Origin of the sequence: Hominisplanchenecus murintestinalis (genome assembly GCF_943193015.1) — a bacterium.
In the GTDB taxonomy this organism is placed as follows: Bacteria; Bacillota; Clostridia; order Lachnospirales; family Lachnospiraceae; genus Hominisplanchenecus_A; species Hominisplanchenecus_A murintestinalis.
Genome location: NZ_CALPCM010000003.1, coordinates 83,483 through 104,018, shown reverse-complemented (window position 1 = coordinate 104,018; position 20,536 = coordinate 83,483). Strand labels below are relative to the sequence as shown.

Below are 20,536 nucleotides of genomic sequence, written 5' to 3'. Positions count from 1 at the left end.
AAGCATACAATGGAAATCACAGGACATACAAAACTCACAGGGCTGCTCGGAAGCCCTGTATCCCACAGCATTTCGCCGCTGATGCACAACAAGGCTTTCGGGCTTCTGGGACTTGATTATTCTTATCTCTGTTTTGACGTAGGAGTAGATTCACTGGCTGACGCCGTACACGGGCTGCGCACCCTCGGCGCCAGGGGATGGAACTGCACTATGCCGGATAAACAACGCATGTGTGAACTGTGCGACAGCCTTTCCCCAGCCGCACAGATGATTAGAGCGGTAAACACTGTTGTCAACGAAAACGGTATCCTGATTGGGCATAACACGGACGGCATCGGCTATATGATGTCCGTAAAAGAAGCAGGATTCGATATCATCGGAAAAGAAATGACGCTTTTGGGGGCAGGAGGCGCCTCTACCGCCATCGCTGTACAAGCTGCCCTGGACGGTGTAAAAACCCTGAATATCTTTAACCGGAATGGACGCTCCTGGGAACATGCCGTCAGGCTGGCCGACACCATCAATGCAAATACATCTTGCCGCACCAGGCTTTATGACCTGGCAGATTCCTCATCCCTCGAAAAGTGCCTGCGTGAAAGCGCCATTCTCACAAACGGTACTTCCGTAGGCATGGCTCCCCACGAATCTGAATGTATCCTTTCAGACGGTTCCCTGCTCCACCCGGAATTAATCGTATCGGATATCATTTACAATCCCCGAAAAACGCGGCTGCTGCAGATGGCGCAAGCCAAAGGCTGCCCCACTTTTAACGGACTGTACATGCTGCTCTTCCAGGGCGCCGAAGCTTTTCGTCTGTGGACCGGAAAAGAAATGCCGATAAACGCAATCAAACAGGCTTATTTTACTCCTTCTAATTTCTAATCTACACCCAAAAACAGGGAACCGCTTCATACACAGAAGCAGTTCCCCATTTTTACCCATCCTTTATTTTGTATTGTATCCGTCCGGATTCTGGCTCTGCCATCTCCAGGAATCCTCACACATCTCCTCAATGCCATACTCTGCCTCCCAGCCGAGTTCAGCCTTCGCTTTTGCAGGATCTGCATAACAGGTAGCGATATCTCCCGGGCGGCGCTCCTTAACTTCATAAGGAAGCTTCTTTCCGCAGGCTTTCTCAAACGCATGAAGCACATCCAGTACGCTGTAGCCGTTTCCTGTTCCCAGATTATAGATATATACGTTCGGCTCATCCTGGAATTTCTGCAGCGCTTTCACATGTCCTCTTGCCAGGTCTACGACATGGATATAATCACGCACGCCTGTACCATCATGGGTATCGTAATTATTTCCGAATACACCCAGGCATTCCCTCTTTCCGACTGCCACCTGCGCAATGTACGGAACCAGATTGTTCGGGATTCCTTTCGGGTCTTCGCCGATGGTGCCGCTCTTATGTGCCCCAATCGGGTTGAAGTAACGAAGCAGTACCACATTCCACTCAGGATCTGAAATATGAAGATCTGTCAATACCTGCTCCAGCATTCCCTTTGTCTGTCCGTATGGGTTTGTAATCTGCCCCTTCGGACATTCCTCTGTAATCGGAATAAACGCCGGATCACCATAAACAGTAGCGGAAGAGCTGAAAATGATTTTCTTCACGCCGTGGTTTCTCATCACATCACAGAGATTAAATGTTCCGGTCATATTGTTGTGGTAATACTCCAAAGGCTTAGCCACGGACTCACCAACAGCTTTCAGGCCTGCAAAATGAATAACGGAATCAATATCCTCTTTATCGAAAATCTCATTCATTGCTTCTTTATCAAGAATGTCTGCTTTATAGAAAGTCACTTTCTTTCCGGTAATCTGCTCTACACGCTCCAGCGCTTTCTCGCTGGAATTATAGAGGTTGTCCAGCACGACTACTTCATATCCTGCATTCAGCAGCTCGATACATGTATGGCTTCCAATATACCCTGCACCGCCTGTAACTAAAATTGACATCTGAAATCCTCCTTTAAAACCATAATCGTTTACGTCTGTAACGTTCCATTTTTACTATAACGCACTTACGCATACTTAGCAACAATTTCTTTCATTGTCTCCCATTTTGCTTCCATATCGGCTACCAATTTGAACTGGGTTCTTGCACGGTCTAAGTTATGGTTTTCTCTGTGTATTTTGAAGTATACATCGCCCTCCAGATAATCCGTCAGGAAGCGCATGCCGCACTCATAAGTCATAACTTTTGCGCCCATCGGAAGCATCTCAATTTCTTTTGCCGTAAGGCTTCCCTTACATCCCTCAATAAATCCTTTTGTGTAAATATCAAACAAGTCCATGCTGCAGGTTACTTTGTCCAAATCTATCTCATCCTCAGCAGCAGTGCTTGCACCAAAACGGATGCTGTCACCAAAGTCATTAATAGCCAATCCCGGCATAACAGTATCCAAATCGATAACGCACAGACCCTTTCCTGTCGCCTTATCAATCATGATATTGTTGAGCTTCGTGTCGTTGTGGGTTACACGCAGAGGAAGTTCCCCTGCCGCCTGCAGATCTCCCAATATATTTGCTGTCTCTTCATGGTCAAGTACAAACTGGATTTCTTTCTGTACGGAAGCCGCCCTTCCCATCACATCGGCTGCCAGCACTTCTTTAAATCTGGCAAATCTCTTCTTTGTGTCATGGAATCCCTCAATAGTCTCATGAAGCGTCTCAGCCGGATAGTCAGCCAGAAGGCTCTGAAAATCTCCAAATGCCAGCGCACTCGCATAGAAATCTTCCGGTTTTTCTACTGCATCATAGCTGAATGCATCTTCAATAAAGACATAAACTCTCCAATATTCTCCGATGCTGTCCACATAAAAGTTCTTTCCATCTTTTGTCAGGATGATGTTTAACGTTTCCCTCTCCGGATTTCCGCCTTTCTCAATGATAATTTTACGAAGGTAAGAAGTTACATTTACAACGTTTTCCATCAGTTCTACCGGTTTTGTAAAAATCTCTTTATTCATGCGCTGAAGGATATAATATTTCGTAGAACCATCTTCCAGGCGGCAGGTCACACGGTATGTATCATTGATATGCCCGCTTCCATACGGCTCATAAGTTTCCACGGTGCCTTCTAAAGCAAACTGCTGAACTGCCTCTTCAATCGCTTTGCATTTCTCATTTCTCTCCATTTTACTTTTCCTCCCATAAGTGCTGTGGATATAACCCACTGTCTTTCAATCCCTTAATTGCGTTTACGACAAACTCTTTATCCTCTTTGTAGGTCACGCCGTACCACCGATCCGCAGATTCTAACACTTCTACAGTAGCTTTTCCTTCATCCAACAGCTCATTTACGACCGAGGGAAGGAAAAATTCACATTTCAGCGGATTAGAAGCCATATTTGCTTCAAGGAACTTTGGAAATCTCTCTTTCAGTTCTTTTAAAAGGCTTGCAGAAAATCCCCAGAGATTCATAGATACGATACTGCCCGCCGGAATTGTCGTCCAGGTTGCCCCTTCATCTTCTGTATAGGCTGCCGTTCCGTCGGCTCTGCGCTCAATGCGTGTACGCTCGTTGATATCCGTCAGGAAGTTCTTCTCATCCGTCACACATACTCCCCTTGCCACATGCCCGTTGTCAGTCAATGTATTTTCCAGGATATATCCCACCATTGCATAGCGGTATTTGTCGTCATCCTCATGGTTTGCCAGATAATCGTAAATCATCTGATATGCGTTCTTTCCGTAATAATCATCTGCATTGATTACAGCAAACGGACCATCGATAGCATTCAGGCAGCTCAGGATTGCATGTCCTGTTCCATATGGTTTCACACGTCCTTCCGGCACGGAATATCCCTCTGGCAGATTCGTCAGCTCCTGATATACATATTCTACCTCTATATGCTTCTGCATCCTGTCGCCAATCACCGCTTTAAAGTCCGCTTCATTTTCTTTCTTAATAATAAACACGACTTTCTCAAATCCTGCCCGGATAGCATCATAAATGGAAAAGTCAATGATAATATGCCCTTCATTATCAATCGGGTCAATCTGCTTAAGCCCCCCGTAACGGCTTCCCATGCCTGCCGCCATAATCACTAACACTGGTTTCTTCATTTTTTCCCCCTTCTTAACGCATTGCCGCGTCGTCTTTTCTGTCTCTTCTACAAAGGGCAGGAACCGCAGTCCCTGCCCCCTTGTGGCTATTCAGCCTACGCTACATCTCATACCATATGATTTCGTTTGCTTCCATCTTCAATTCAAAACTGGAACCGTCGCCACGATAGACCGTTGTCTCCTGCGGCTCATACGTATTATTGACTACACAGTATTTCCCGTTTTCCACATAAGCATGAACTTCTACATTGTAATTTGAGCTGAACCACTTATACAGATGCTCCTCATCATGGGAACTCCACAGGATAGACCGATACAACATACGGCTGTTTTCAAAGCTGTAAGGCAGACCGCACATATATACGGCGCGTCCTTTTCCAAATTCATTTACAGCCAGGCGTACTCTCTTGCCTTTCTGTACCAGGATCTTCGCTCCCTCCAGTGCATAAATGCTCTTTAAGTTCTCGCCAAAATCAATCTCATCGCTGCTGTCTTCTGTGATAAAGTGCTCATGACTCTCCCAATTATACTTATCATACCCAAGTGTGAAACCTGTCTCTTCCTCCACGCCCAGCACATTTGCAAGCTGGAAGAAGTGGCCGTTTGCCTGATGTGCCGTCGGTTCACCGATACCGATAAAGCCGCCGCCGTTATAGACAAATTTCCGAACAGCTGCTGAAATTTCAGGATTTACCCACCATTCACCGCCTGTATGGGCTGTATCTGCATCGCCTACATTAATGATAACATCAATGTCATCCAAAAGCTTTGCATCATCCAGAATATCCTGGAAACTGATAAACTTCACATCAAACGGAGCGCCGGAAAGCGCCTCTACAACTCCCGCGTAGAAATAGTTCTCTTTCTGATAAAGCGCATGATGTACCATATGATTTCCCCAGGCGCGCATCTTACCCCAGCAGTTCAATACAGCTACTTTCTTCACACAATAAGGAACACATCCCTTAATATTGTCATACAGCGTACGGAACTCATCTGTGACAGATTTTACGTAATCAATAAATTCTGGGAAATCCAGCGCAAGTTTTAAGTATCCGCCGTATCCGATACGGTCAATTGGCTTACGCAGGATAGCCCGCCTTGCAGTTACCCAGTTAATCTTTGCCTCTTTTACCGGGTCTCCCCCTTCATGAAACACGTCCGGGAAGAAATACGGGAGAAGGCGTCCTTCGGTATATTTCACGCCCTTGATATCACTAATTAACCGAAGCGTAGAGCCATTCCCTACACTGCCCACAATAGCATCCAGTCCGATTTCTTCAAATCCCTCCAGGAATGGTTCTGTCCCAATCCAGTGATCACCCAGGAACATCATAGCCTCTTTCCCGCATTCATGGGTAATGTCCACCATCTCCTTAGCAATCCTCCGAACCTCCCGGCGCTGGAATGCCTGGAAATCCTGGAACTCTTTTGTCGGAACACGGTACTGGTTGTTATAATAGCCCTGGTCAATGATAAACTCAGGCCGGAATTTATATCCAACCTCTTTCTCAAACTGCTCCAGAATATATGGGCTGACCGACGCGGAATACCCATACCAGTCTACATATTTTTCCCTTGCCATCTCATCAAACAACAAAGTGAATTGGTGAAAAAATGTAGTAAAACGAAGCACATTCACATATGGATGATCCTCAATAAATTTACGAAGCCGTTTCATCGTATAATCATGAGTTTTCGGCTGGCGCACATCAAACGTAATCTGATGCTCCACACCCTGCCAGTCATTTGTCACTGCATTGTACATATGCACCGGATCCCACATGATATATGCCAGGAAACTGACTGTATATTCATGAAAAGCCTCCGTCTGAATGGTAACATCACCATCTTCCTCAGAATAGCTCCACTTTTCCACAGGCACTACTTCGCCTGTAGTACGGTCCACGACTTCCCACCAGCGCCTGATATCATCTCTGCTGTTCGGCGTGAGCATATCAGGATAAAGTCCCTTCATCAGATGAATTTTCAGTACATCGCCATCTGCTGTATAGAACGGCGTCATGACATACACCTGCTGTATCTCCTCGGGATTTTCCAATGCCCACTGATTATCTTTTCTGGTGGTATAATAAGTGGAATAAATTTTAGCATCTACATCACAGAGTTCTTTTGGAAAATCTGTACCGTCACAATCGCGGATAGCATCTGCTCCCCATTCCTCCATTAGTTCCAGAGTCTGTGGAATTACATCTAAGTCGGTGGGTATCGTTACCCTGCCTTTCTGCTGGTTCATATAAAATCCTCCTGTATATGGTTTCCCATTTACTTATATTGTCTATTGTAAAGTCCAAGCAGGACAAGCAGACCTGCAAGCCCGGCTAACATCATCAAAAGTCCGGTAGGACCAATATTCCTCTGTCCCACAACAACCAGTGCAACACATGCAATGAACACAACTGCTGCGAGGATTCCAATTAAAAGGTTCTTTGAATATTCACTCATACCGCATCCTCCTTATCCTTTCAGTCCGCCCACTGTCATACCTTCTGTCAACTGTTTCTGAACGCACATGTATAAAATCAATGTCGGCAGCATAACGAGAACCAGACCTGCATACATCCTTCCGTACTGCACTGCCGATTTCTGGGCAGCCATCAGATTCATCAAACCTACCGGAAGCGTCTTAAGCGTCGGTTTTGTCAGCATCGTCATGGAAATAATGTACTCATTCCAGAATGACAGGAAGTTAAACAGGATAATGGTGATAATACTTGGCTTTGCCATCGGGAAAATGACCTGAATCATTGTCCTGAAGTATCCTGCTCCGTCCACATAAGCTGCTTCTTCATAATCCTTTGCCAGAGATTTAAAATATCCGGACAGCAGATAAATGGTAAACGGAAGCGCTGTAGACGCATAAATCAGCGCCAGTATAAACAAGTTGTTCAAAAAGAACCCATGTCCAAGCGTACTCTGAAGAAAACTGTCTGCGTCAACAAGCATCAGGAAAATCGGCACAACAATGTAGTTCACATTGATAAACAACCCTGCCATAAAAAGAACATTCCAGAATCTGCTGGTTTTAAATTTAAATCTTGCCAAAACATAAGCCGCCGGAAGCGAAATAATAATCAACAGCCCGATCCCGAGCGCCGTTACAATTACAGAATTCAGCATATAAGAACCCATGTCCGCTTCCTGCCATGCCTGGACGAAGTTTTCAAAATGCAGCCCATTCGGAAGTGTCCAGGGACTGCCATAAAACTGCTCATTCTCCTTAAGTGAAGCCATAAATACCCAGGCGATAGGAACGATAATCGTAATAGCCAGAATGATTAATACGACATAAATACCGATTTTTCCCGCCTTCGACGTCTGTTTGATTGCTCCTGTATCTTTCTTGCTCATTCCCATCCCCCCTTAAAATTCAATCTCTTCACGCTTCGTAACAGCATTGATGATGCCTGCCAGTGCAAAGGAGAATATAAACACGACAGAACCAATCGCCATACCGTATCCGTAAGAGGAATTCGTATATGCTTCCAGATACATATAACTCAGAAATACATGAGAAGAACCATTTGGATTTCCCTGTGTCATGGCCTTTACGAAAAGGAAGCTCATGTTAATCGTACTGATAATGAAGAACGTCAGCGTCGTCCTGATATTTGTCCACACCAGCGGAAGAGTCAGTGAGAAAAACTGTTTGATTTTTCCTGCGCCTTCCAGACTGGCAGACTCATAAATGCTCTCAGATACATTCGCCATACTTGCCATATACATAACCATGTAATATCCGATTGCCTGCCAGATCATAGCAATCACAAGACTGTACATAACAACTTTAGAACTTCCCAGCCACTGGATTTCCTCGCCTCTGAAAAGATTCAAAAAAGAATTCAGCAGTCCGACCTCCGGCCTGTAAATAGCCGAGAAGATTGCACTGATAACAACTACGGAGAGAATATTCGGGATATAGAAAATAATCCTGAAAAAATTCTGTCCTTTGATTTTCTCCCTTGTCAAAATGGCCGCAAAGATAAGCGCCAGGGAAAATGTCACAATCGTTACAAGCACAATCAGAAGCACCGTATTCTGGAATGAGTTGTAGAATTTATCACTCTTAAACAGCGTCTGAAAATTCTGCAGTCCTACAAAAGTTTTATCCGCCGTGTAACCGCCCCATTTATACATAGACATACGGAACACATCTATTGTAGGATAAATCATAAAAATCAAAAACAAAATCACTGCGGGGGCAAGGCAAGTGACTATAAATCTCCCTCTACCTTTCGTTCGTTGCATTAACCCATCTCCAATCTTTCCTGATATTGTGTTTAAAGAAAAGCGGCCAGTGCATAAAGAGTTTATCCACCGGCCGCCTTACCGCCTTACTTCTGCCTTAAGGGCAGACAGTACACTATTTCATTACTCTTTTAAAGCGCCTCTTAATGCATCGCTGTCAGTCTTAATCTGCTCAACCCATGCGTCCTTTGTTGTATCTCCGGTTACCAGAGAGTTTACTGGGTCAAAGAATGATGTACGAACAGTGATACCCTCAACCGGATCTGTTGTAGCAAATGCGTCCATAACTGCAACTGCGCCTGTATCATAGATGCTGTAGTACAGCTTAGCGTCGCCTTCCAGTTTGTCAGACATACCTACGATTGGCTGAATAGCATTAGATGCTGCAAAGATATCTGCTGCTGCATCTGAGTACAGGAATGCGATAAATGCTTTACCTGCATCCTGGTTCTCGGAACCTGCCGGCATCCAAACCTGCTCGAAGAATGTGTAAGAAGCTCTCTCACCGCCTTCTGTAACTGCCGGAAGTGCTGTGAAGCCCCACTCAAAGCCGTCTGCACGAGGTGCCTCAGCCATCTCGCCAATTACCCAGTTTCCGTTCGGCATAAAGATTGCCTTGTCATCCAGAACTAACTGCTGATTCATCTGGAAGTCATTGTCATTTGCCTGTGAAGGTGTGCTTGCATGTGTGTAAGAAGCAAGCTTCTCAATGATATCAAATACCTGTTTTGCACCGTCAGTATCCCATACGCCCTCGCCATATTTCAGAGCGCTGTTGAATGTATCGGTGTCAGTTGCCTCATGAAGCAGTGCATAGAAGAATGCATCAAAGTATCCGGTTGTCGGATATGTAAACAGCGCGATATCTTCTGCTTTTGCTTTCTCTCCCAGTTCCCACATCTCATCCCATGTCTGAGGAACTTCCCAGCCTTTGGTCTTCAGCAGGTTTGCATCATAGAACAGTCCGCATGGGCTGTAGAACATCGGCATCAGATACACATTACCATCGCCGTATGGCTGTGTGATGGTGTTCTCTGTGAATCCCGGGAGAATCTTATCCCCAACTTTTACGTCCTCACCCGGTACTGTCATCTCCAGAACGTCTGTCAGATTTACAAGGTTGTTGTCCTTTGTAAATGTCTCTGTAAGTGCTGATTCAGCGCCAACAGAACGGCAGATTACGTCAGGATAATTGCCGGCTTTCATATCCGGTGTGATAACATCCTCAAGCTGCTTGTCAACTGTTAACTCAACAGTAACGCCCGGGTTAGCTGCTTCGAAAGCTGCCTTTACATCTTCCCACATCTGAGCGCCGTATGCAGTCTCAACAGCTGCAACTTTTACGGTTCCGCTTAACTCTGAAGCCGGAGCTTCTGTATCTGCAGGAGCTTCTGTATCAGCTGCTTCCTCTGTATCTGCTGCTTCCGTGTCAGCCGGAGCCTCTGTGTCAGCCGGAGCTTCCGTCCCCTCTGTAGCAGCCGGAGCCTCTGTCTCTTTCTTGCCGCTGTCACCGCAGGCAACAAGACCGAAAGCCATAACTCCTGCCATTGTTAAGCAAAGTACCTTTTTCAGTTTCATAGCATATCCTCCTTTTAAAATGAGGGGACAGGATGTCCCCTTTGGTATATATATATACAATACTCATTTTTCTCCTGCATTTCTAGCCTTATTTTGCTTATTTTTTTATATATATTGCTGTTTTGCTATTTTTGTGGTATTATACAAACTATGAAACCTGCTTTCGGGATTAAGAACGCGTTTTCCGTCATTTCTTTTAATTTGGGAACGGTTTTTGAGTTTTTTTATAGACGCTTTACCCAATCCCGGCAGCAACGGCAGGATATCTGCTTTGACTTTTTCACTACGATAATGGACATATGTATTTTTTCACACGACAAGATTACTAATAACGAAGAAAGGAAACGCATCTATGGGAAACCTGAAATACCAGTTAAAACAGATTCCGGGCAGCAGCGCTATCGTACATCTTCTTTACGTTACTTCATCAAAATATGAGGGTGACTGGCCCAGCCTGAAACATTCCCATTATTTTACAGAACTGTTTTATGTAAGGGACGGAAGCGGAGAATTTGTTGTTGAAAACGTGTCCTTCTCTATCAAAAAGGATGACCTTATCATTGTCAATCCCAACATCCTCCACACCGAGGTATCCCTCGGCTCCCCTCCCCTCGAATATATCACCTTAGGTGTAGACGGCCTGAGCTTTTCTTTTTCTGACAACAGGGATTACATGGTATTTAACTGCCGGGAACAAAAAAATGACTTGCTCTTTTATTTCAATTCCATGCTTTTTGAACTCGAACGCAAAGAAACAGGCTATCAGGAAATATGTAAAGACATGCTGGATATTCTGACGATCCGTCTGCAGCGTCTTACAAATTCGCCTTTTGAAATCATGGTTTCCCAACGCCCCAACAGGGAATGTGCCAAAATTAAACGCTACATTGATTCCAATTATCAGGACAATATCACCCTGGACAGCCTGGCTGCAATGGCCCACCTGAACAAATATTACTTTGTCCACACATTTACAAAATGCTATGGGCTTTCCCCTATCAATTATCTGAACGAGCGGCGAATTGAAGTAAGCAAGGCTCTCCTTGCCAGCACCGACCACTGCATCGCAGAAATCGCACAATTATCGGGATTTTCCTCCCAGAGCTATTTCGCGCAAAGTTTCAAAAAGAGCAGCGGCATGACAGCCGGTGCATACCGCAAACTTGTAAAAAGGAAAGACTGAGGGAGAATCTGCTGCCCGCAGATTCCCCCGGCCTTTCCTTTTTATTTTATACCTCAAAACCACTGCAAAGGTGTCTATTTTTATACTTATCTATTTCCGCCTCAGGAAATCCGGTATCTGTATCTCTCTCACCGGAACATTGCTCTCCGGCGTCTTAAGCTTCCCAAGAGATGGATTCATCGGCTTAACTGTCGGATTTACTGCATTGTTCCTCTGGAATATACTTCCCGTCGGCGTCTCCGGAACTACTGCTTCTGCAAATTCCGCTACTTTTTTCTTTGGAGATGCCATGCTGCCTACAGATGGCTGCGTCGCCGTAGCGGAATCCAGTCCTGTAGCAATTACTGTGATACTTGCCTCGTCGGTGTATGTATCATCATACATCGCGCCGAAAATAATATTTGCTTCATCGCCTGCCAGCTCTTGTACATAGCTTGCCGCGTCGTTTGCATCCATAAGAGAAATATCTCCCGAAATATTAATGATTACATGAGACGCACCCTCAATCGTAGTCTCCAGAAGCGGGCTGGAAACTGCCTGCTTCACTGCTTCCAGCGCCTTATCGTCGCCTTTGGCATGTCCGATTCCGATATGGGCGATACCCTTTCCGGTCATAACTGTCTGTACATCTGCAAAATCAAGATTGATAAGCGCCGGAAGGTTAATCAAATCCGTAATGCCCTGTACTGCCTGCTGCAGTACTTCATCTGCTTTTTTCAAAGCCTCCGGCATGGTTGTCCTGCGGTCTACGATTTCAAGAAGTTTATCATTCGGAATCACAATCAGGGTATCTACATTCTCTTTCAGCTTTTCAATCCCTGAGAGCGCATTATTCATACGCGTCCTTGATTCGAAACGGAACGGCTTCGTCACTACGCCTACTGTAAGAATACCCATTTCTTTCGCAATACCTGCAACTACAGGCGCCGCCCCGGTTCCGGTTCCGCCTCCCATACCGCATGTGACGAATACCATGTCAGCCCCCTGGACTACCTGCTTAATATCCTCTGCGCTTTCTTCTGCAGCCTGCTCTCCGACCTGGGGACGTGCGCCCGCGCCCAGCCCCTTCGTCAGCTTCTCGCCTATTTGGATTGTCGTGGGAGCTTTGCAGAGAGCCAACGCTTGTTTATCTGTATTTACGCCGACAAACTCTACTCCTCCGATTGTCTCGTCTACCATCCTATTTACTGCATTGTTGCCTGCACCGCCAACGCCAATTACTATAATTTTTGCGGCTGATTCGGCTTCATTCGTCATTATTTCTAACAAGAGTATTTCCTCCTTCTCACATCTGTATCAAATCCAAAGCTGTCTACAGCTCGGGCAGTAGAGGCCCCGGCATGTCAAGAACCCGCAAAAAAGCGCGGGAATTAACCACATTTCCTATATCATATAAGTTTTTCAAAAATTAATCAAGTCTATTTTATAAATTCATGGAAAATTCAAATCTCTGTAATGATTTAATTGCTATCCGCATAGACTGTACATTGACGGCATAACTCCATGTAGACAGCAAATTATTTATTTCAAAATATACGCTCCTGTATACGGGTCAATATAACCATAACCATCCGTAATCACTTTCCCATCCTCATCCGTATATTGATAACCATCCACGTTTGGCGTCGTATTACCATTTTTATCCGTATAAATCGGAGTTCCATCTGCATCTGTAGAAAATGTTCCGTCCGATTCAGAATACGCTGCTCCTGTACCCACGTCCCCACTCTCGGTCTCACTCTCAGACTCTCTCTCTGTTTCTGCCTCGTCTTCTTCCGGTTTTTTCGGTTTTTCCACCTCCAGTGTCTCCTCAGTCTCTCCCTTTTTAAATGTGACAGTCTGTGAATCTGAAGAATATCCTTCCATATGCAGGACTCCCTCTTTCTGTTTTACCTTTTCATATACGGATTTCAAAACCATAAGCTTGTCCTCCATATCCATATTCTTCCCCAGCTTCACCCGCATATTCTCAAAATACAGCGTAATTTCCTGCTTTTTATCAAATTTAATTTCCTTCGGCACCAGCTCATTTTTATTCAAAATCTTCGTAATATCCACTACCGCATCAAAGACTTCCTGGTTTGCAGCCTCCTCAGCCGTCATACCTGACGCCTCCATGCTTTTTTCACTTCCTGTCTCTGCCTCTTCTTTCTTACTGTCTGTTTCCGGCACATTCCCTGCCCTGACAGGTATCTTCTCATATTTTATTGGCTTCGTAATCGTCACACCGGTAATTTTCGGAATATTTTCACGCAGCTTTTTCGAAACTTCTACAATCAGTCCATCCCTGTCAAAATATATATAATCTGTACCGTTTAGAAAATATCCCACCTCTGGTTTTTCATATACCCGTATTTCTACTTCAGACGGCGAAAGCATTTCCACCTCCACAGAACTGAGAAACGGAAGCTCTTCTTCCACCCTGGAATCATCTTTATATTTCCACATAAGATACAATGTATTTTTGCACAGTCCATCCTGCATCACAGCATTCTGGATATCTGTGGATGAATATATGGAATTTCCACTAATCTTCATATGGCGAACCCTAAAAAGCCCAAAAACCACAAGCGCCGCCAGCACGGCAATCCCTGCCAGCGCGCCTATGATTTTTCCTATTCTTCTTCGCTTTTTTCCATAGGTGGTTATCTCTTTCATTTCTTCCTCTTTCTGACGCGCTTCACAGCACGCCTATATCATCCGGATATCCGCCCCCAGCGCCCTCATATCACGGCAGATGTCCTCGTATCCTCTCTGGATGTAATGGCAGCCCTCTATCCGTGTCCTGCCTTCAGCTGCAGCTCCTGCAATCACAAGCGCCGCTCCGCCCCTCAGCTCCGGCGCCGCCACTGTCTCTCCATGCAGCCTGACAGTGCCTTGTATCCTTGCTTCCTGCCCGCAGATACTAATATCTGCTCCCATCTTTGCCAATTCCCCCGCTGTACGGAAGCGTGCCTCAAACACGCTCTCCTGGATTCGGCTCTCCCCGTCTGCCAGACAGAGCGCCGCCATCACCTGCGATTGAAGATCTGTAGGAAACCCGGGATGAGGCGCCGTCCGAAGCATCGGAAGAGCTTTCACGGCCGCTCTTGCGTCAACCCGCATTCCTTCCGGCATCCGCTCTATCCTGGCGCCCATCCGCTCTGCTGCTGAAATCACATTTTCCATCTGCTCCTGGGGAGCCTCACGCAGCATACATCTTCCTCTGGAAGCAATTGCCGCCATCAGGTAAGTTCCCGTCACAATCCTATCCGGCATCAACACAAACTCACTATCCGAAAGTTCCCTGACTCCGTCAATCCTTATCCGCTCCGTGCCCGCACCCCGGATTTTCGCTCCCATACCATTCAGAAAGCGGCATAGTTCGATGATTTCCGGTTCTCTTGCCCCTCCCCTGATTTCTGTCGTTCCCTCCGCCAGCACTGCCGCTAAAATGACATTTTCGGTAGCGCCGACACTTGGAAACCGCAGGGAAATCCGGCTTCCGCAAAGCCTGCTGCTCTTTCCGGCCAGGCATCCGCAGCCTTCCTGAATCTCCGCCCGCATCTGGTGCAGCGCATCCACATGCATATCAATGGGCCGTTCTCCAATCGTACATCCTCCGGGATAAGGAATCTCCGCTCTGCCTTCCCTTCCTAAAAGCGCCCCCAGAAAAATTACCGAGCAGCGCATTTTCTCCCCCAGTTCCTCCGGAACACATGGCTTATTCAGCCCTTTTGCATCAATACACAGTGTATTCCCACTCTGTGAGACGCTGCATCCCATTTCTTCCAGAATTTTTATCATATGCATAACATCCGAAATCCTCGGACAGTTATGCAGCACTGTCGTGCCTCTGTGCAGAACCACACCGGCCAGAATCGGCAATGCCGCATTTTTTGAGCCCTGAATCACGACTTCGCCATCCAGGGGATGACCGCCATAAATTTCTATACAAGCCAAATGCATTTCCTCCGATAAATCAGCCCTTATAAATTATATCTATGCAGTGATTCTACTTTTGCCACCGGCTCACTGAAAGTACCAGTCCCATCTCTGAGAGCAGGAACAGTACCGAAGTTCCGCCGTAGCTGATAAACGGAAGGGTAATGCCTGTATTCGGAATCGTGTTTGTCACCACGGCCACGTTCAGCATGACCTGGATTGCGATATGTCCCATCACTCCCGCCGCAACCAGCGCGCCAAACAAATCCGATGCATGGGTGGCAACCACCATGAACCGCCAAATTAATATCATGAATACCAAAACGAGTATGGCAGCGCCTGCCAGCCCCAATTCTTCACAGATAATTGAAAAAATCATATCATTCTGCGCTTCCGGTACAAATCCCAGCTTCTGGATGCTGCCCCCCATTCCCTTGCCGAACAGCCCTCCCGAGCCAATAGCATACAACCCTTGTATAGTCTGAAAACCTTTTTCAAAATTCTCAGGATTCCTCCATATTTGCAGCCGCTCCAGACGATAGGACTCCAGGCTCAGAAAAATCCCGATAAATCCCACTCCGCTACATCCCATCCATACAAATGGCAGATACTTCGGATTGGATACAAATCCCATAATTGCAGCAATTCCCAGGATAATAATCGCTGTACTCAGATTGTTTGTTCCTACCAGTCCCACAATCGGAAGTACCATCCCAAGCACAATTCCCAAAGACAGGATGCTGTTCTTCCTCTGCTTCTGACGGCTCACCATATATGCAAGGAACAGAATCACCGCGAGCTTCGCAAACTCCGAAGGCTGGAACGAAAGCGGTCCCAGAGCAAGCCATCGCTTCGAACCATTGTAGGAACTGCCAGCCACCAACACCAGGCTTGAAAGAGCCAGAGACACCAGATATCCCGGAACTGCCAGCCCCGCCAGCATATGGTAATCCACGCAGGATAGGACATACATTGCCGCCACCCCAAGCACTGTGGCAAAAAGCTGTTTCTTTAAATAGTAGGCAGAATCATCAAATTTGACCTGCCCATTATAGGCACTTGTGCTATAGAGCATGACAAGCCCGAATCCCACCAGAAACAATACAAGTATCATCAGTGTATAATCCAGCCTTTTGGCTGTTCTATCCACAGAACCACCCCTTCCGGCCCTCTGAAACAGCAGGCCGCCGGGAGCTTTGCCACCGATACGGCTGCTGCTATTTACAGATTCCTCACATACTCTTTAAATTTTCTCCCCCGCACCTCATAGCTTGGGAACATATCCCAGCTTGCACATGCCGGTGAAAGAAGCACTGCATCGCCGCTCTCTGCACGTTCTGCGCAGATTTTCACGGCCTCTTCGAGCGTATCTGCAAATAAAATATTATCAAAGCCGCAAGTTCTTGCCGCCCTGGCAATCTTCTCCCTGGTTTCTCCTAAAAGAACCAGATATTTCACTTTTCCGTCAAAGGATAAAATCCATTCATCATAAGAGGATTCCTTATCATACCCTCCGCCAATTAGAAACGTCGGGCGGTCCATTGCCTGAATGCCTTTGATTGCCGCATCCGGGTTCGTCCCCTTAGAGTCATTATAATATACCACGCCATTTTTCTCCGTGACATATTCAATCCTGTGCTCCACTGCCTGAAACTGCTTCACTGCCATGCAGATTTCCTCCGCCGGAACTCCGTAACTAAGCGCCATTCCCGCCGCCGCCATCACGTTTTCATAATTGTGCCTTCCCGGCAGGTTCAGTTCGCTGACATGGCAGATCACTGTCTTTTTTTCACCGTTTCTGTATGTAATCCTGCCTTCCTCCAGATAAATCCCCTGTTCTAATGTACGCAGGCTGCTAAAGAATAATACCTGGCATTTCAGAGTTTTTCCAAACTCCCGGAGCGCCTCATCCTCATAGTTCAGGACGCAGGTATCCTCTTCTCCCTGGTTCTTTGCAATGCTTTCCTTTACCCGGATATATTCTTCCATCGTATGGTGCCTGTTCAAGTGATCCGGCGTGATATTCAAAATCGCGCTCACCTTCGGCCGGAAAGTATCTATCGTCTCCAGCTGGAAACTGCTGATTTCCGCCACTGTCACTGATTCCTCATCTGTCTCCAATGCCACTCCGGTATAGGGCGTCCCAATATTTCCCACCACAAACACCGATTCCTGATGCAGGCTCATGATTTCCCCCAACAGGCTTGTCGTGGTCGTTTTTCCGTTTGTCCCCGTTATCGCCAGCACATTCCCTTTACTGTTCGCATACGCCAGCTCTACCTCTCCCCAAATGGGAATTCCCCGGTCCCTCAACATATTTACTGCCGGAATATCTATCGGTACGCCAGGGCTTAATACTGCCAAATCCAACTCATCCAGCACCTCCTCCGGCAAATCGCCAATCAAGATCCTTGCTGGGATATCCTTCCCCAATTTTTCTTTTACCTGTTCCGGCTCTGTTTTCACATTTCCATCATATATCACCGGTTCCGCACCTTTTTTATACAGCAAAGCCGCTGCGCCGATTCCGCTCAGCCCTGTTCCGAATACCAGTACCTTTTTATCTTTTAATTCCATTTTTTCCCTCCTGTTTCCTGACTTAGTAGGACAATATCATAAGCCCCGCCATACACAGCAGCGCCGTAATCACGGTAAATACCGTCACGACCCTTGTCTCAGACCAACCGCAGAGTTCAAAATGATGATGAATAGGCGCCATTTTAAAGAATCTTTTTCCGCCTGTTTTCTTAAAATACGTCACCTGGATCATGACAGAAAGTACCTCGACCAGATAGATCAGCCCTACAATCACAATAATCCACGGAATCCTGAGGATATATGCGCTTCCGGCCACAAAACCTCCCAGAGCCAGGGAACCGGTATCACCCATAAACACCTGTGCCGGGTGCACATTAAAAAGCAAAAATCCTAGCAGCGCGCCCGTCACTGCAGCCGTAATCGGTTCGATCCCTCCCCCGAATACCGCAGAAACCACGGTGAAAAATACCGCCACCATCACCGTAACTCCGGTAGCCAGGCCATCCAGCCCGTCCGTAAAGTTTACGCCGTTCACAGTTCCGATTACTGCTATGTACACAAGCGGCACGGTAATCCACTTACAGTCAAAATACTCCCCGCCGCTAAATGGAATCAGCACGGTAAGAAAACTATCGTCCACCATCAGCATGTATGCCAGGAATACCGTCGTCACAACAATCTGCCCCGCCATCTTCTGCATCGGGTACAGCCCGTCTGAACGCTTCATTACGACTTTCAGATAGTCATCCAGAAAACCGATAATCCCAAACCCCACAGTCAGAAAGAGTACCGGAACAATATTGGGATACTGCCTGATAAAGAGCAGGGAGGTCACTACGATCACCATCAGGATAATCAGTCCGCCCATAGTCGGGGTCCCGGCCTTTTTCAGATGGGACTGTACTCCCTCCTTCCTCTCTGTCTGTCCTATCTTCAGTCTCCGCAGAAACGGAATCACAAAGGGACTCAATGCTACGCTGATTGCGAATGCTGTCAGCAATGGAATTACTACTTCTGTACCTAAAATCATTTCGCACCTCTTCGCTTTTTATTCAAGTGTGCCGTTTTTCTCCGCACATTTGGTATTAGTATAATTCTTTTCGCCCCATTAATCAACCATTATTTGCCTCAGTTTCCTCTTCAGTGCTTTCCGGAGCGTCATTTTCCACTCCCAGATAGGGAAGGATGTTCTTGTAAATATCCTGTATTACCGGCGCCGCAATAATTCCCCCATAATACAGCCCCTGTGGATTATTGATAACACACAGCCCGATTACCTGCGGATTTGATGCCGGTGCAAATCCTAAAAACGAGGATATATATTTGTTTGCGCTTCGCGGAAGTGTCTCTGAAGTAGCCGTTTTCCCTCCAATATGATACCCTTCAAGAAACGCATTTTTTCCCGAACCTCCATCCACTACCTGTTCCAATATGTAGCGCATAGTCTCTGAAGTCCCCTCTGATACAATCTGGTCTCCCAGCGGATACTGCAGCTTTTCATACAGGGTTCCCTCGTCATCCCTCACTTCCACACCAAAATGAGGCGTAATCCTCCGTCCTCCATTAATAATAGAACTTGCCGTAGTAATCAGCTGCATCGGAGTAATCTGGAACGACTGGCCAAAAGAAACTGTCGCCAGCTCTACCTGCCCCATATTTTCTTTCTTATGCATGATAGTAGCGGCCTCCCCCGGAAGGTCTACTCCTGTCTTTCCTTTCAGTCCAAACTTTTCAAAATAGTGATAATAGTTATCAATCCCCAATCGCAGCCCTACTTCGATAAATACCGGATTACAGGAGTTCATCGTCCCCTGTACAAAATCCTCCGCACCGTGTCCGCCGACTTTATGGCAGCGTATGCGCCTGTCCTCCACGATTTTAAAACCAGGACAGCTAAATCTGTCTTTTAAAGAAACCACGCCTTCCTCCAGCCCAGCGGCAGCCGTTATGATTTTAAACGTAGACCCCGGCTCATAAGTATCGTTAATGCAGCCATTCCGCCACATACGGTTCAGCGCATCCTGCTTTTCTTCCGCGCTCATACCGGAAGTGTCTGTATTTAATGTAAACGGATCATTTAAGTCAAACTCCGGCACATTCACCATCGCCAGGATTTCCCCATTGTATGGGCGCATCAGGATAATAGACACGGAGTCCGCCTGCTTCTGCTGCATCACCCGGTACGCCGCCTGTTCTACATACTTCTGGATATTTGCATCCAGGCTGATATGCAGGTTCTTGCCGTTTACCGGTTCCTGGCGGCTTTCGCCCGCATCCGGCAGCTCCACACCGCGGGCATCCGTCAATGTCAGGATTTTTCCCGGTTCTCCCTGCAGTACCTCATCATACTTTACCTCCAGCCCGACAATCCCCTGGTTATCGCTCCCTGTGAATCCCAAAACCTTCGAAGCCAGTGAACCATATGGATAATACCTTTTGAAGTCCTCATCTACCTTCACTCCTGCCAAATCATATTCCCGTATTCTGTCCCCTACTTCTTTTTCCACATTTGTTTTTACCCGTTCAATAGAGCTAACCTTTTCCACACGTTTTCTGACATCTTCTTCCGGAATCTCCAGTTCCTTTGCCAGTATCTGAATAATCTTTTCCGGCTCTTTTATCTGACTGTGGATAACCGAAATGGTACACACTGTCTTATTCGCCGCCAGCACATTCCCGCATGCATCAATAATTTTTCCCCTCGCCGCCTTAATGTCTCTTTCCCTCTCATGAAGCTGCTCTGCTTTCTCGCTGTAATACTCTGACTGCGTGAGCATCAGAAATCCCAGTCTTCCAATCAGAAACGACAGCACCGAAAAACAGATGAGAAAAACCACCAGGATTTTCTTTTTGTGGAATGTTTTCATCCTCTGCAGCGCGCCCTCTTCTGCTTTCTGCCTTGCAGAAAATGATAGTTTCATAAACAAAAACCTCATAAAAGCTTTGTTATAAGTATATCTCAGCTTT

At 46.4% G+C, this 20,536-nt stretch carries 17 protein-coding genes; 2 read left to right on the top strand and 15 right to left on the bottom strand.

The genetic code is table 11. From position 1 onward, the window contains the following. The first annotated feature begins 9 nt into the window (after window positions 1-9). Window positions 10-882, top strand: coding sequence for a shikimate dehydrogenase (locus NFR99_RS02345; RefSeq protein WP_251352520.1), 873 nt, complete (start codon window positions 10-12; stop codon window positions 880-882). Between the two features lie 63 nt (window positions 883-945). On the opposite strand, the gene galE is transcribed toward NFR99_RS02345, so the two are convergent. From galE to NFR99_RS02305, 8 genes are all read right to left on the bottom strand, one after another. Further along, window positions 946-1,965: a UDP-glucose 4-epimerase GalE gene (gene galE / locus NFR99_RS02340; protein WP_251352518.1), complete on the bottom strand. Its 1,020-nt coding sequence runs from the start codon at window positions 1,963-1,965 to the stop codon at window positions 946-948. 65 nt (window positions 1,966-2,030) lie between these two features. Continuing rightward, on the bottom strand, window positions 2,031-3,146 hold the full coding sequence (locus tag NFR99_RS02335; protein ID WP_120482395.1) for a phosphotransferase enzyme family protein: 1,116 nt from the start codon (window positions 3,144-3,146) through the stop codon (window positions 2,031-2,033). Window position 3,147: 1 nt separating this feature from the next. After that, window positions 3,148-4,077 carry a nucleotidyltransferase family protein gene (locus tag NFR99_RS02330; protein ID WP_120482397.1) on the bottom strand — a complete coding sequence of 310 codons (930 nt, stop codon included), beginning with the start codon at window positions 4,075-4,077 and terminating at the stop codon, window positions 3,148-3,150. A 100-nt stretch (window positions 4,078-4,177) separates the two neighbouring features. Further along, window positions 4,178-6,334 (bottom strand): 1,3-beta-galactosyl-N-acetylhexosamine phosphorylase, encoded by a 2,157-nt coding sequence (gene gnpA / locus NFR99_RS02325; RefSeq protein ID WP_135974419.1) that lies wholly within the window; start codon window positions 6,332-6,334, stop codon window positions 4,178-4,180. Between the two features lie 29 nt (window positions 6,335-6,363). Then, window positions 6,364-6,543 (bottom strand): DUF6903 family protein, encoded by a 180-nt coding sequence (locus NFR99_RS02320; RefSeq protein WP_120482400.1) that lies wholly within the window; start codon window positions 6,541-6,543, stop codon window positions 6,364-6,366. Between the two features lie 12 nt (window positions 6,544-6,555). Beyond that, window positions 6,556-7,449, bottom strand: a complete 894-nt coding sequence (locus NFR99_RS02315) for a carbohydrate ABC transporter permease (protein WP_120482402.1) — start codon at window positions 7,447-7,449, stop codon at window positions 6,556-6,558. Window positions 7,450-7,461: 12 nt separating this feature from the next. Continuing rightward, window positions 7,462-8,346, bottom strand: a complete 885-nt coding sequence (locus NFR99_RS02310; protein ID WP_120482404.1) for a carbohydrate ABC transporter permease — start codon at window positions 8,344-8,346, stop codon at window positions 7,462-7,464. Between the two features lie 123 nt (window positions 8,347-8,469). After that, window positions 8,470-9,924 carry a carbohydrate ABC transporter substrate-binding protein gene (locus tag NFR99_RS02305; RefSeq protein ID WP_120482406.1) on the bottom strand — a complete coding sequence of 485 codons (1,455 nt, stop codon included), beginning with the start codon at window positions 9,922-9,924 and terminating at the stop codon, window positions 8,470-8,472. Window positions 9,925-10,276: 352 nt separating this feature from the next. Between NFR99_RS02305 and NFR99_RS02300 the strand changes: the two genes are divergently transcribed. Beyond that, a complete protein-coding gene (locus NFR99_RS02300; protein WP_120482408.1) occupies window positions 10,277-11,107 on the top strand; it encodes an AraC family transcriptional regulator in 831 nt (276 codons plus the stop codon). Between the two features lie 90 nt (window positions 11,108-11,197). Here NFR99_RS02300 and ftsZ read toward each other — a convergent pair whose 3' ends face one another. The 7 genes from ftsZ to NFR99_RS02265 all read right to left on the bottom strand — a co-directional run bounded on the left by ftsZ (window position 11,198) and on the right by NFR99_RS02265 (window position 20,490). Beyond that, window positions 11,198-12,364, bottom strand: a complete 1,167-nt coding sequence (ftsZ, locus tag NFR99_RS02295; RefSeq protein WP_120482410.1) for a cell division protein FtsZ — start codon at window positions 12,362-12,364, stop codon at window positions 11,198-11,200. A 264-nt stretch (window positions 12,365-12,628) separates the two neighbouring features. Further along, window positions 12,629-13,765, bottom strand: a complete 1,137-nt coding sequence (locus tag NFR99_RS02290; RefSeq protein WP_251352517.1) for a cell division protein FtsQ/DivIB — start codon at window positions 13,763-13,765, stop codon at window positions 12,629-12,631. 33 nt (window positions 13,766-13,798) lie between these two features. After that, a complete protein-coding gene (gene murA / locus NFR99_RS02285) occupies window positions 13,799-15,055 on the bottom strand; it encodes a UDP-N-acetylglucosamine 1-carboxyvinyltransferase (protein WP_334301686.1) in 1,257 nt (418 codons plus the stop codon). A gap of 46 nt (window positions 15,056-15,101) precedes the next feature. Then, window positions 15,102-16,145, bottom strand: coding sequence for an FtsW/RodA/SpoVE family cell cycle protein (locus NFR99_RS02280; RefSeq protein WP_120482501.1), 1,044 nt, complete (start codon window positions 16,143-16,145; stop codon window positions 15,102-15,104). Window positions 16,146-16,252: 107 nt separating this feature from the next. Continuing rightward, complete coding sequence (murD, locus tag NFR99_RS02275; protein WP_251352513.1) at window positions 16,253-17,608, bottom strand: UDP-N-acetylmuramoyl-L-alanine--D-glutamate ligase; 1,356 nt, start codon at window positions 17,606-17,608, stop codon at window positions 16,253-16,255. A 22-nt stretch (window positions 17,609-17,630) separates the two neighbouring features. Continuing rightward, entirely contained in the window at window positions 17,631-18,599 is a 969-nt protein-coding gene (gene mraY / locus NFR99_RS02270; RefSeq protein WP_120482418.1) for a phospho-N-acetylmuramoyl-pentapeptide-transferase, read from the bottom strand. Between the two features lie 82 nt (window positions 18,600-18,681). Further along, on the bottom strand, window positions 18,682-20,490 hold the full coding sequence (locus NFR99_RS02265; RefSeq protein WP_199735678.1) for a peptidoglycan D,D-transpeptidase FtsI family protein: 1,809 nt from the start codon (window positions 20,488-20,490) through the stop codon (window positions 18,682-18,684). Window positions 20,491-20,536 lie beyond the last annotated feature (46 nt).

What these genes read in the sequence shown, in the direction of transcription:
- NFR99_RS02345 (WP_251352520.1), top strand. Translation starts at nt 10, where the DNA reads ATGGAAATCACAGGACATACAAAACTCACAGGGCTGCTCGGAAGCCCT.
- galE (WP_251352518.1), bottom strand. Translation starts at nt 1,965, where the DNA reads ATGTCAATTTTAGTTACAGGCGGTGCAGGGTATATTGGAAGCCATACA.
- NFR99_RS02335 (WP_120482395.1), bottom strand. Translation starts at nt 3,146, where the DNA reads ATGGAGAGAAATGAGAAATGCAAAGCGATTGAAGAGGCAGTTCAGCAG.
- NFR99_RS02330 (WP_120482397.1), bottom strand. Translation starts at nt 4,077, where the DNA reads ATGAAGAAACCAGTGTTAGTGATTATGGCGGCAGGCATGGGAAGCCGT.
- gnpA (WP_135974419.1), bottom strand. Translation starts at nt 6,334, where the DNA reads ATGAACCAGCAGAAAGGCAGGGTAACGATACCCACCGACTTAGATGTA.
- NFR99_RS02320 (WP_120482400.1), bottom strand. Translation starts at nt 6,543, where the DNA reads ATGAGTGAATATTCAAAGAACCTTTTAATTGGAATCCTCGCAGCAGTT.
- NFR99_RS02315 (WP_120482402.1), bottom strand. Translation starts at nt 7,449, where the DNA reads ATGAGCAAGAAAGATACAGGAGCAATCAAACAGACGTCGAAGGCGGGA.
- NFR99_RS02310 (WP_120482404.1), bottom strand. Translation starts at nt 8,346, where the DNA reads ATGCAACGAACGAAAGGTAGAGGGAGATTTATAGTCACTTGCCTTGCC.
- NFR99_RS02305 (WP_120482406.1), bottom strand. Translation starts at nt 9,924, where the DNA reads ATGAAACTGAAAAAGGTACTTTGCTTAACAATGGCAGGAGTTATGGCT.
- NFR99_RS02300 (WP_120482408.1), top strand. Translation starts at nt 10,277, where the DNA reads ATGGGAAACCTGAAATACCAGTTAAAACAGATTCCGGGCAGCAGCGCT.
- ftsZ (WP_120482410.1), bottom strand. Translation starts at nt 12,364, where the DNA reads ATGACGAATGAAGCCGAATCAGCCGCAAAAATTATAGTAATTGGCGTT.
- NFR99_RS02290 (WP_251352517.1), bottom strand. Translation starts at nt 13,765, where the DNA reads ATGAAAGAGATAACCACCTATGGAAAAAAGCGAAGAAGAATAGGAAAA.
- murA (WP_334301686.1), bottom strand. Translation starts at nt 15,055, where the DNA reads ATGCATTTGGCTTGTATAGAAATTTATGGCGGTCATCCCCTGGATGGC.
- NFR99_RS02280 (WP_120482501.1), bottom strand. Translation starts at nt 16,145, where the DNA reads ATGATACTTGTATTGTTTCTGGTGGGATTCGGGCTTGTCATGCTCTAT.
- murD (WP_251352513.1), bottom strand. Translation starts at nt 17,608, where the DNA reads ATGGAATTAAAAGATAAAAAGGTACTGGTATTCGGAACAGGGCTGAGC.
- mraY (WP_120482418.1), bottom strand. Translation starts at nt 18,599, where the DNA reads ATGATTTTAGGTACAGAAGTAGTAATTCCATTGCTGACAGCATTCGCA.
- NFR99_RS02265 (WP_199735678.1), bottom strand. Translation starts at nt 20,490, where the DNA reads ATGAAACTATCATTTTCTGCAAGGCAGAAAGCAGAAGAGGGCGCGCTG.